Here is a 13,441-nt window from a genome sequence, read left to right on the forward strand (position 1 = left end):
AATTGCCATGACCTTTTTTACAAAAATAATAATGCAATTTTGAGCTGGGACACCCATTTCGATGTGTTTGAGCACTCATAATTCTATTTCTGTTGTTTGCCAAACAAGAGAATTTCAATTGGCGAAGTTGGAAAAAAGTATTGAATCGGATAAATTCCAATCAGTATCTCTTGCAGTGTTTTAAACCCTGCGAGGTGTTTTTAATCCCTTACAATTTTGATCGTTTTCGAGTGCACATCAGATGAAATATGCAGGAAGTAGAATCCTGCTGCGTACTGCGATAAATCAAATTCTTTCAGTTCAGCACTGCCACTCAGATTTTGCAGAAGTCCCTGATAAATGATCCTGCCGTCCGCGTGTGTGAGTGTGATTTGTACATCATTGTACATGCCGTTTGTACTCAGGTAAACCAGTCCTTCTGTTGGATTCGGATACAACGATAAAAGAATGTTTCCGCTTTCGTCAATTATATCACACAATTGTATATTGATATTGATTGTGTCGCTTGCAGTACAGCCATTGTCAACGGCTACCCATATTGGATATACGCCGGGATTGCATCCTGTGCAAGTGAATTGAATTGATTGAGTAGTGGCTCCATTTTCGCTCCAAATGTAGGTTGCGCCTGTATTTCCAGCATCGAGTGTTATTGTTTCCTCATCTGCGCAAATAGTTGTGTCATTTCCGAGTGAAACCACAGGAAGTTGATTCACACTTAGATTCAGCGTATAAGTACTGTCGCAACCATGTATTGTTGAATATGGTTTTGTGTAGGTGCCTGCTGTTGAATAGGCCGCTCCATGCCACATGTAGGATTCTCCTGCACAAATTGAATGGTTTTCAGCAAATGCGTATTCCTGACCAATGCTGAGATTCAGCGCGTAAACACTATCGCAGCCAAGTGCGGAAGTATAGTTATCGTAATATGTACCTGCGCTGGAATAGGTGTTCCCATGCCAGGTGTAGCTCGATCCCGGACAAATTGTGTGATTTTCAGTATAACTGAACTCAGGATTAATTGTCAGGTACAGCGTGTATGTTGAATCACAGCCATGTATTGAAGGATGATTTACGGTATAAGTGCCCGATGCTGAATATGTGTTTCCATGCCAGGTGTAGCTGTTTCCACTGCAGATGCTGTGAGATTCAGAAAAAGAGTATTCAGGATTCACGGTGATGCTCAAAGTGGCATTGGTAGCGCATTGCCCGGGGTTTGGTGTAAAAGTGTAAATCGTTGTTCCGACCACGGAGGTGTTTATGATTGCTGGATTCCAGCTTCCACTGACGCCATTCAGAGCCGTAGTTGGTAGTGTCCCGGGTGTGCTGCCGAGGCAATATGGCCCAAGGATACTGAAGGGCGGCGTGGTCCCGGATGTGATTGTAACATTCATTGTGAAAGATCCGGCACATTGGCCTGCATCTGGAGTAAAGGTGTACGTTACAGTGCCGACAATGGCAGTATTAATCGAAGACGGGCTCCAGGTGCCGGTTATTCCATTATTTGAAATCGTGGGCAAAGTTGCAGGTGTTTCTCCTGTGCAGTAGGGCCCAAAAGTATTAAACGTTGCATTGATACTGTTGTCCACAACAATGTTTGTCGAATACGATTCCGCGCACTGTCCTGCATTTGGAGTAAAAGTATAACTTGTTGTTCCGGTGCTTGCAGTGCTGATTGTAGATGGACTCCATGTACCTGTGATTCCGGTTGTTGATGTGGGCGAGAGTGATGCAGGCGTGGCTCCGACACAATAGAAATTCGTCATTGTAAATGCAGGAACAATATTTTCATCGACTTCAATGCTGATGTTTGTGTTGGTGGCACATTGTCCTGCGGTTGGTGTGAAATAATAAGTTGTTGTTCCGCCAGAAGCAGTACTTATTGAAGATGGGCTCCAGGAGCCATTTACGCCATTCCCGGATGTTGTTGCTAGCGTGGCTGGTGTTGCGCCAACGCAGTAGGGTCCAGGTGTTGTGAATGTTGGTGTAATATTGTCGTTAACCGAAATGCTCATATTTACAGCAATAGCGCATTGTCCTCCAGTTGGAGTAAACGTGTATATTGTCGTTCCGGCGCTTGCAGTGCTGATTGTAGCGGGACTCCATGTTCCGGTAATTCCATTGGTCGATAACAACGGCAATGTTGCAGGTGATGCATCGACGCAGTATGGGCCGACTGCAGCAAATAATGGTGTAATTTCTGTCGCAACAGTTATATCGGTTGTATAAATTCCGGCACATTGTCCACCATCAGGTGTAAAAGTGTATGTTGTTGTTCCCTCGCTTGCAGTGCTGATCGTAGCGGGGCTCCATACTCCCGTAATTCCGTTTATTGAATTTGTCGGAAGAACAGAAGGCGTGGCTCCAACGCAATAAGGTCCAAATGAATTAAAAGTCGCATTGATGTTGGTGCCTGTTTCAACGCTCATAGTGGCTATTGTTCCACATTGGCCTGCATTGGGTGTGAAAGTGTAAGTGTTCGTTCCGGCACTCACAGTGCTGATTGTAGCAGGACTCCAAGTTCCGGAAATACCATTGACCGATGTTGATGGCATGGATCCGGGCGTGGCGCCAACGCAATAAGGTCCCAGTTGTGTGAAGGTTGGTTCAACTCCTTCTGTAACATCGATATTCATGCTTGTGTTGGAAGCGCACTGTCCGGCTGTTGGTGTGAAATGATACGCAGATGTTCCAACCGTTGCAGTGCTGATAACAGCTGGGCTCCAGGTTCCGGTGATCCCGTTGCCCGATGTGGTGGATAATATACCCGGTGTGTCCCCTTCGCAATAAGGTCCAAGTGCAGTAAAGGATGGTATTGTAAAATCATTGGTGACAATCTCCAAACTGGCAGTTGTGGCACATTGGCCTGCCGAAGGAGTAAAGGTGTAAGTTGTCGTTCCGGCGCTTGCAGTGCTGATTGTAGCGGGACTCCAGGTTCCGGCAATTCCATTGGTCGATGATAACGGCAATGTTGCAGGTGTTGCATCGACGCAGTAGGGGCCGATCGCAGCAAATGTTGGAGTAATATTATCGGTGACAACAATATTTAAATTTGCTGTAGTAGCGCATTGTCCGGCTGTGGGCGTAAATGTGTAAGTATTTGTTCCGGCGCTTGCAGTGCTGATTGTAGCAGGCGACCATGTTCCTGAGATGCTATTCGTCGATGTTGTCGCCAAAGTCGCCGGCGTCCCACCTACGCAATAGGGCCCCAGGGCTGTAAATGTTGGTGTAGATTCAGTCTGCACAGTAGCTGTAACCGGAATTCTTGCACTGCTGCATCCGGCGCCTTTCACGGTCCAGTTAAACCATGAATAAAAGTAATCGGAACCGATGTCGCAACCTGTGATTGCACACAATCCAGCTGCTGTGTATGGATAGGCTGTTCCTGTATAAATCCGGTACAGTGTTGAATTGGCCGGGGTCAGCAGCTGATATCCGGTACCGGGCTGTATAAGCCAGTTGAGTGTAACAGTTGTGGTGGTTGTATTGACGTTTACGTTTGAAGTGTAAACCGTAGCACCGGTATTGTCAAGCAATGTAATGGTTTTCGACCCTGCAGTTGCAGCCATAGCCTGCACCGAAATCAGTGTCATGGGTTCGTACACATCAAAATATTCAATGGCTGCAACATTACGCGAAGCGCCGCCCACTGCGGGTCCTACGTTGGTGGGCGTTGCCGGAATATTGTTTTCAACATAATAGGTTGTCGTACTGCTTATACTGGGAGTTGTATATGTGGTGCCTGTTCCCAGCAAAGTTCCACCGGTAGCCGCAGAAAACCAGTTAAGAGTATTGGTTCCCGAAGCAGTTAACGTGGCAGTTCCGCTTTCACATACTGTAGCTCCGGTAGCCACGGGTGCGGCCGGCATGTTCACGGTGATGTAAGATATTTTTATTTCACTGTCGCTGCCCGCACAAGCAGTAATGGTGAGCTGCACGGTGTAAGTTCCATTTGAAGCGTAGGTGTGATCGGGGTTTTCAAGAGTCGAAGTTTGTCCGTCTCCGAAATTCCATAGAAAAGTACTACCTGATGCGTAGGTTCCTGAGTTTGTAAATTGAACATTGCCATTACAGGTTGATGTGACGTTGGCTGAATAATTAGCCTCAGGAGCGGGCTGCACAAGGGCAACGTTGACAACTGTTGCTGTTCCGTTGGTGACCGAAATATTGTTGATCGTTTTTGAATTGTAGCCCGGAGCGGAAAAGGTGAGACTATAAGTTCCAGTGTTTACATACTTGTGATAATTTCCAACAGGCAGCGCAGAATAAACATGCGAGCTGTCGTTGGCCTGGTCATAACTGTTCGCAAAAACCCTGGCTCTGATGGGTTGTCCGGTGCACGAATCGGTTATAATGCCGCGAATTCCATAAAGAGATTCCGTCATATAATTCATCAGCGCCTGATAATTCGTATTCCACATGCCGTTCAGATTTTCGGTAGCTGTGGTTTTAATATCATCAAGTTCAATAGTTACTTCGCGGCATTGATGAAAATAATTCATGTAATCCTGCCGGCCGCCTGTAATCACATACCAGTCGCCGCCTTCGGTAACGCCATCGCTGTAGGTATCTGTCATGTATCCTGCAGTAACTGTGCGGGCGGTAGTGACATAATTGGTGCAAACGCGTTCCCACCATGCCGCATCGGCATTCGGATTGCCAGCGGTCGTCCAGGTATCCCACGGATAATTCATGACTTCTGCGCCACCGTGAAAATTGCCGGCCATGTTGAAATGATGATTGTCTGCAAAAGTCATGAAGGCCTGTGTTTCGGGCTGCCATGCATTTCCATCTGGATGATCGCCATCCAGAGGATCTTTATAATTTCTATTGAGATCGACATTGGACAGGTTGTTTCTTCTGGAGTTGGCAATTGTAGAGCCAACCGGCGATGAAAGATAATACGTCCCTTCGGGATTGGCGAGGGGACAAATCCATATTTCAGCGCCATTCACCAGGTTGCTTACCTGCGAAATTGAGCCATAATTGCTCAGCAAATAATTAATCATCCGCAACATGAGATAATATCCAGTTGTTTCATCTCCGTGCATCGACGATGAATAGAGGAATTGAGGCTCGTTTTCAGCGGTATTGACATTGTCTGAAATTCGTGCCACCAGAATTTTATAATTGCCCGAAGGGGTTGGAGCCAATATCGTATCTATGTCACAAAGTGTCGGATAAGTGCTGGCAAAATCGGCCATCATTTGTTCGTAAACACTATAGGTCGGATAGCGATCCCACGTAGCCATCTGAGCCACGGTGGTAGCCATCGTCAGTGCTTTGGGTGCGTCTTTTGGAATGATTTCATACGGAATATTTCTCGTCAGAAATGTTTGAAATTCCTGTGCATTGGCGTAGGCAATCACATCAAATCCGCCTGCAGCCGCAGGTTTCACATTGTCGATGGACATAATGCGCGTCAGGTCGTTATTAATCTGATCTTTTGTTGCCACATGAAATCTCAGGACGATTTCCCCTCTGTCCTGTAAAATCTGTGATGATTGTTGAAGCTTGATTACTGAAGAGTTTTGTGCATTTACTCCGGCAGCAAAAACTGAAATAAACAGAAATAGAAAAATATATCTGTACCCCATAATCATGTATTTTATTAACAGACAAATTTAAAAATAATTGGTTGCGAATATTTGTATTATATTAATAAATACACGAATGCTTTTATAATGTGTTTGATTTGGAATTATTTGACGGTGAAATGGATGATTTTGCAGGTTTGTGTAATTGCATCAGTTTACCTGCTGCTTTCAATTGAATAATGCAGGTTGTATTTCCTTGTGCAAATTTTCTCCACTATAAAAGAGTTTTCAGTTGCTTTTCTCAAATAATTTCCACTAAAACAACCTTTTTGGAAAATATTTTCCATTATAAAAGCAATTTTCGATGCTTTTCTTAAATATTTTCCGCTATAAAGTGTAAAACGGGAAAATAATTTCCATTATAAAGCGTGCAGCGGGAAAATATTTTCCAGTAAAATACGGATACAACCAAAGATCACTATCGTCCAGAACCGGCTACCATCATGGCCGTTTTGACGGTATAAAAATGTCGGGAATTTCCATCATTAAGTTAAAAATCAACTGTTAATGTTGGGAAAAGACAACAAATCAAAAATATCTTGCAATTATTTCTGGAATTATGAAAGGAAGTTTATGCGTTTCCGTTTTCCGAAAACCAAATACATTTTTATGTTGTCAGATAAACTTTAATTTTATAAAAGCAGCTGTTATGGGCTGCCCTTTTATTCAAATCGGTTTCTATTGTCATTTAGCCATTGTTTTTCGGTGTCCCACAAAAGTTCCCATTTAACTGTCATGAGAGTATTGTATAATTTTCTTATGCTCTCAATTTCTTTCGAATATTCAGCAAGAAAATTCATAGCTACTGTCAACTCTGTATTGTTTTTAGAAAGGATAAATTGAATTATTCGCTTTTTGGCTACAAGTTCTTTAACTCGTTTTTCAACAAATGGAACTACATTTTTGTCGCCATACTTTACTACTCCTTCAAGTCCAAGATACTTCAACTTTCCTTTTTCGAGATTTTCTATAAACAAAGTTAATAACGTCTTGTCTGATAATTTGAGAACAGCTCCAAGTGCAGTAGCTGCAACATCTTGTTTTTTATTTTCAACCAATTTCAAGAGATGTTGTATACTCTTAGATGTCCCAATAGTTCCGATAGTGGCGTTTGCATAGGTCAATTGATAATGGTCTGTGCTTGTCGTAATGATTTCTATTAATTTATCTTCGGCTTTTGAATTGTCTGCATTCTTCAAACAATTTATTGCACCGTCTCTGACTAAATGCTTTTTATAAGTCGTAAGTGCAAGAATATTATCAATGTTTATATCACTTGGAATTTTATTTTTTAAGCATTCGATGTTCCATAAAATTGTATACAACGTCCATTCTTTTTTCTCAGTTGCTAGTCTGTCTATACAATATGTCAATATTCTTGCTTCACCTGTGTTTGAGTAAATATAGAATAGGACATTGTATGCATTCTTTTTTAAATCTTCATTATTAGTTTTCTCAATAAATGCCTTTAATTGTTCAATGTATTCAAGATTGTTGATTTGTCTTGCTTCATCATTTGCTTTTTTAAAAGTAGCATCAGGGTTTGATTGCCGTCCGCCACTTGGCATATCAACCATATCGTCTGAACGGTCAGCCATTCTTTCTAATAAGTCTTGAAGATATTTATCCATTGTCGTCGTCTCTTTAGGGTTGCCCATAACGTCTTAGCGTTATATTCATCGTACCCTCACAAAAATACAAAAAAATCATAATGAATAAAATTTTGTTGGCTGTTAATCGAAGCGACTCAGGAATGATGAATAATACCGACGAGAATTATATTGTAGTCCAAATAATTCTGTCGGCATTTACCAATTAATGAAATACATAATATTCTTTTGGACTATCATGTATTTCAAATTGGTATAATCAGCCAGCCTTGTGCTGAGCCTGAAGCCTGCCCAGAGCCCGACGAATGGAAGCATGGCGGAGGACTAAGCTGCCTGCTATGGGATGAAAAGCAATATTGCAAACTCAGATTTTTCGCACCCCTCACTCCACTACATTCCGCGTCATGTCAACTTTGAGCATGATGCCGATGCCGCTTTCGCTGACTTCAGGCAAATGAACCAAATTGATAAAAACAATCACTTCTTTTTTTTGTTTTTATCCGGCAAGCCCAATGTGGATTTTGCATTTAATGCACTCACAACTTTTTTACCTGTTTTGGCTTCCAACTCCTTTTTTGCCACTTTAGCAACGTTGCCACCTTGCTTTGCCACTTCCCTGCTTTCTTCAAAATCTTTGGGCTGCACCGCTTCTGAGATGTCTTTGGTTGAAGCTTCGGCCAGCATGTTTAAAATCAATTCGGTATTGGTCATGTTGTCTCGCAGGTTTTCCTTTTTCAAACCTTTCAGAATTTTATATTCTTTGGTGGTTTTATCTGCCCATGCTTTTGTGATAATATCCGTAAGGGCAGCAAACTGAACGCCTTCTGTAAGTCCACGTTTTTTCCATTCATTGGTGAGTTCCTTACGAATCTCAATGCTTTTAAGTCGTTGGTTAATCCAGTTTTCCGAATAGCCCAAATTCAAATATTGCTCCAATGCTCTGTCAATGCTGAGCTCAGGGTCTTGCATCTCGTCCAGTCGCTCTGCAGCTATCTGAGCAAGCCACTGTTTAAAAGGTTCTGCTTTTGGTGATGGGATTGATTGTATTAACCGGAAAAGCTGTTCGGTATCAGCTACATCGGTCAATCTCATTTTGCCGTCAGGGGCCGACATTTTCAAACCGTTACAATTTGTAACGGTTTCATTTCCCTCGTCTTTGAGTCTCTTTTTTAACACACGCCAATACACCTGAGGGTTAGGGCTATCAGTCAAAACAGCAATAACATCCACAATTGACAAATACCATTTTTCATGTTCCGCATCCCAAAGGGTTCTAACCTTTTTGTCCTCAAATATTTTTATTTCGTTGCCCTTTTTCATATTGGGGTATTTTTAAAGTCAATTATCAGTTATCTTCATTTTGTTTTTTCGTATTTCCATGTCGTAATTTCACGTTCTCCCACAAAAATACAAAAAATCATAATGAATAAAATTTTGTTGGTTGTTAGTCGAAGCGACTAAGGAATGATGAATATTCCGCCAGCCTTGTGCTGAGCTGAAGCCTGCCCTGAGCCCGACGAAGGGAAGCATGGCGGAGGACTGAGCCGCCTGCTATGGGAATAATAGATGTTTCGTTTTAGTTTGTTTAGTTTATACTGTCACGGATTAAAAATTTGCGACAGCGGAAGAGATAGGACAAGTGGTCACGCGTCGGGAGACGCGCGCCCAATGTATTTAGACAGGCTGTTGCGGTTTTTCAGTAGATACCGGTTGAGTCTCAATAGCTGTATCTCTATCAGTGACCGGGAACTCAATAGTTGAAAGTTTATCAGGTTCGTAAAGTAAAAAGGCGCTTTAAGATATTTTCGCACCATGATACCTCCGTTGCATCACTTCTCTGCGTCTCTGGTCCGCCTTCGTCGGACTAAACTCTCCTCCGCGCGCCATTGTCCACTGAATGAGCCTTCCTCGCAGATGAAGGGTGATTCTCACTTGTCCGCCCATCATGTCACGGCAGTGACTGATGCTGGCGGGTTAGCGTCAATCAGACCTGCTGAGGGGAAGAAGATTATTTTAGCGTAAATAAGCGCTGATTCGCGGAAGAAAAAGCGGTCCGGATTTATCAGAAGAACGGCTTTCTGTTTTCCGGAATTTCCGGATTGTTTTCATAATGAACTTCAGAAAGAAACAAGCCATGTGCGGGAACAGATGCGCCCGCCTGACTGCGGTCAAGCGAGTGTAATATTTCACCGATGCTTTCTGAAGAAATTCGTCCTCGGCCGATGTCGAGCAGGGTGCCGGTGATGGCTCTGACCATGTTGCGTATAAATCGGTCTGCGCTGATTTCAAAAACAATCATATCATCCCTGACAATAATTTCTGCAGATTGCACATTGCAAATTCCGTTGTTCTGTCCGCCATGCAATTTTGCAAACGAAGTAAAGTCATGTGTGCCGACTAATGCTGACGCAGCTTTTTGCATTTTATCCATATCAAGCGGATAGGGGACCATGTATGCGAAGCGTGATAGAAAGGGATTCCTGCGCTTTAGCATAATGTAGCGGTATGTTCTTTTTGTTGCTGAAAAGCGTGCATTCCAATCGTCGGGAGCAGCAAACAAATTGAACACATGAATGCCTGAATTTATCATTGCATTCCAGTGATAAACAATTTCTTCGGTGTTTGCAATGGGTTCGCTATCGAAATGTGCAAAAAAATTGAATGCGTGAACACCCGTATCCGTCCGCCCGCAGCCAGTTACAGCTGTTTCAGTTTTCAAGAGAATCGAAAGTTTTTCTTCGAGTTCCTGTTGAATACTCATGGCGTTTATTTGCCGCTGCCAGCCTGCATAATCAGTACCATCGTAGCAAAGATGAACGCCGTATCGCATATGGCAGAATTATTTTACAAACTGAATCCGATGAACTGTTGATCCCGATGAAAGCTCAATCCAATACACACCTTTGGACAAATATTCAAGATTCATTATGCAACGATTTTCACCTGATGTTGCTTCGAATGTTTGTGTTGTATTCAGCTTTCCATCTGTTCCGAAAATACGGATCTGGTATGTTTCGCTTGTGTGTGTAGTAAATTCAAGTGTGATGAAATCATCCTGCACCGGATTCGGGAAAAGCTTTATGTGATTTTCTGCTTCTGAAATACCGTCGGGAATAATTACAACCTGCTGCATGATGGTGTCGCTGCCGCATCCGTTGGAGACAATCAGCGTGACCCAGTAGGTCCCATCGCCGCTGTAAACATGATCCGGATTTTGTTGCACCGATGTCGAACCATCGCCGAAATTCCAGATCCAGTTTGCTAAAGTACTTCCATTTCCATCGGATTGATCCGTAAAAGCGGTCGTTTGTGCCGGAGCTCCTGTCACTACATCAAATGCCGCTGTGGGGCGAGACTCGATATAAATTTGCTGAGAACTTGTATCGGAAAAACCAAGGTTGGAAACTACAATGAGTGTTACGTTAAACAAACCCGAATCGGCATAGGTATGCGCAGGATTCTGTGTTGTTGAAGTTGCACTGCCATCTCCGAAATCCCAGGCCCAGCTTGTGATTGATCCGGTAGCAACCGATGATTGATCGCTGAACAATGTTGTGCTTCCTACGCAGAATTGCGAAGCTGAAAAATCGGAATAAGGTGCATTACTTATAATAATCTGCTGCGTGGTGGTATCCGGCGAACAGCTGCCTGTCCCGGTTACGATCAACGTAACAATGTATGTTCCGGTCGATGCATATATGTGATCCGGGTTTTGCATTGTCGATGTTTGTCCGTCGCCGAAATTCCATGAATACGCAACTGCATTGGTTGACGTGCTTGTAAAGTCAGCTGAATTCCCGTTTACAATGGCTGAGAACGATGCAACCGGTTGTTGGTAAATGGTGGCTGTTGCTGCTGTGCGCGCGCTCGAACAGGTTTCGTTTGTCTTCACTATCCAGTCGAAGAAAAAATAGAAATAAGATTGATTCTGATTGTTACCTGTGATTGAAATAGTGTTTGCAATGGTGTATGGGTACGATGGATTGCTGCCGATGTACAAATTGTTTCCTGTTCCTGTTTTGAGGCCAAGTCTGTAACCGGTACCAACGGGAATGTCAAAATCGAGTGTAACGAGATATGGATTTTGAGCAGTTGGAATATTCACAACAACCGAGTCAAGCGTAGTGCCCGCACTGTTTTGCAAATAAATTGTCCGTGAGCCAACAGTGTTTACATACACTTTCACCGATTCGAGGCGGATGGGCTGCATGACATCAAAAATCATGTAACGATAAGCATTTGTGCTGGTAAAATACTGTCCACCGCCAGTATTATCAGTCATGCCCGTATGCTGGGCCGCACCAATTGTCACAGATTCCGAAGCTACATAATAAGTTGTGGTGGTACTGATTGATGGAGTATTGAAAGTGGTTCCTGTGCCAACAGCAGTTCCGCCGATGGCTGAGGTGTACCAATTCAGTGTGCTGCCGCCAGCAGCTGATAATGCAACCGATCCACTTCCGCAACGCGTAGCACCGGTGGCAGTAGGTGCTGTTGGCATATTTACGGAAACGTACGATGACTTTGTTTCGCTGTCACTGCCTGCACAGGCGTTAATTGTGAGCTGTACAGTAAAGGTGCCATTTGAAGCATAGGCGTGTTGCGGATTTTCGAGTGTCGAGGTTTGTCCGTCACCGAAACTCCAAAGGAATGAACAACCAGCAGGATAGGTTCCTGTATTGGAAAACTGAACCATCCCTGTGCAGGTTGAAGTAACATCAGCTGCGAAATTGGCTACAGGTGTAAGTGGCACCAGTACAACGTTGCGTGTTGTTGCAGTTCCATTGGTTACCGCTATATTCGTAATTGTTTTGGAAGTATAGCCTGGTGCCGAATAAGTGATACTGTAGGTTCCGGTATTTACGTATTTGTGATAATTGCCGACTGGCAGCGCGGAATATACATGAGAACTATCGTTGGCCTGATCGTAACTGTTGGCGAAAACTTTTGCGCGAATGGGCATACCGGAGCATGAATCAGTTATCAGGCCGCGAATTCCGTACAAACTTTCTTCCATATAATCGAGAAGTGACTGGTAATTGGTGTTCCACATGCCATTCAGGTTCTCAGTTTCCGTCGTTTTTACACCATCGAGTTCAATGGTAGCTTCGCGACATTGATGGAAGTAATTCATATAGTCCTGTCGGCCACCGGCAACCAGATACCAGTCGCCGCCTTCGGTAACGCCATCACCAAAAGTGTCGGTCATGTATCCGGATGTAATGGCCCGTGCAGTGGTAACATAATCGGTGCAAACTCTTTCCCACCATGGGGCATCAGCATTTGGATTGCTTGCTGTCGTCCAGTTGTCCCACGGGTAATTCATTACTTCAGCGCCACCGTGAAAATTGCCGCCCATATTGAAATGATGATTGTCGGCAAAGGTCATGAATGCTTGTGTTTCGGGTTGCCATGCATTTCCATCGGGATGATCGCCGTCAACCGGATCTTTATAATTACGGTTAAGGTCAACGCCGGATAAGTTTCCCCGAATGGAATTGGCGATGGTTGATCCTACAGGCGATGAATTATAATAAGTTCCTTCGGGATTGGCCATTGGACAAATCCAGATTTCGGCACCACTCACCAGACTTGTAACCTGTGAAACAGAGCCATAATTGGAGAGCAGATATTCAATCATGCGAAGCATGAGGTAAAATCCTGTTGTCTCATCGCCGTGCATCGATGATGAATAGAGGAACTGAGGCTCGTTTTCAGCGGTATTGACATTATCTGAAATTCTTGCAACAAGAATTTTATAATTACCCGAAGGCGTTGAAGCCATTATTGTATCAATGTTGCAAAGCGTCGGATAAGTGCTGGCAAAACTGGCCATCATTTGTTCGTAAACGCTGTAGGTTGGATATTTATCCCAGGTAGCCATCTGAGCCACTGTTGTTGCCATAGTCAGCGCTTTGGAAGCGTCTTTTGGTATAATTTGATACGGAATATTTCTTGTCAGAAAAGTCTGAAACTCTCGAGCATTCGCATACGCGATCACGTCAAAACCGCCATCGTGAGACGGTTTCACGTTGTCGATGGACATGATTTTTGTCAGGTCATTGTTGATCTGATCTTTTGTTGCGACATTGAATCTGATAACGATCTCACCTCTGTCCTGTAAAATCTGCGTTGCCTGCTGTATCTGCGTCTGAGAGAAAATTGAAATAGACAGCGATAGCAGTAAAATTGAAAATACCAATTTCATGGGGGTAATGTTTTTCTAAAGACATCGAT

At 43.5% G+C, this 13,441-nt stretch carries 5 protein-coding genes; all 5 read right to left on the minus strand.

Translation table 11 applies throughout. The annotated features are described in order from the left end of the window. Positions 1–200: 200 nt before the first annotated feature. The 5 genes from A2W93_12440 to A2W93_12460 all read right to left on the minus strand — a co-directional run bounded on the left by A2W93_12440 (position 201) and on the right by A2W93_12460 (position 13,412). On the minus strand, positions 201–5,600 hold the full coding sequence (locus A2W93_12440) for a hypothetical protein (protein ID OFY56474.1): 5,400 nt from the start codon (positions 5,598–5,600) through the stop codon (positions 201–203). A 656-nt stretch (positions 5,601–6,256) separates the two neighbouring features. Then, the gene (locus A2W93_12445) at positions 6,257–7,252 is read right to left on the minus strand and encodes a hypothetical protein (protein ID OFY56475.1); all 996 of its coding nucleotides are present in this window, start codon (positions 7,250–7,252) and stop codon (positions 6,257–6,259) included. A 429-nt stretch (positions 7,253–7,681) separates the two neighbouring features. Beyond that, on the minus strand, positions 7,682–8,524 hold the full coding sequence (locus A2W93_12450) for an antirepressor (protein ID OFY56476.1): 843 nt from the start codon (positions 8,522–8,524) through the stop codon (positions 7,682–7,684). Positions 8,525–9,266: 742 nt separating this feature from the next. Beyond that, complete coding sequence (locus A2W93_12455; GenBank protein OFY56477.1) at positions 9,267–10,034, minus strand: tRNA pseudouridine(38-40) synthase TruA; 768 nt, start codon at positions 10,032–10,034, stop codon at positions 9,267–9,269. Positions 10,035–10,043: 9 nt separating this feature from the next. Next, the gene (locus A2W93_12460; GenBank protein ID OFY56478.1) at positions 10,044–13,412 is read right to left on the minus strand and encodes a hypothetical protein; all 3,369 of its coding nucleotides are present in this window, start codon (positions 13,410–13,412) and stop codon (positions 10,044–10,046) included. Between the last annotated feature and the right edge of the window lie 29 nt (positions 13,413–13,441).

Source organism: Bacteroidetes bacterium GWF2_43_63, from assembly GCA_001769275.1.
Classification (GTDB): domain Bacteria; phylum Bacteroidota; class Bacteroidia; order Bacteroidales; family DTU049; genus GWF2-43-63.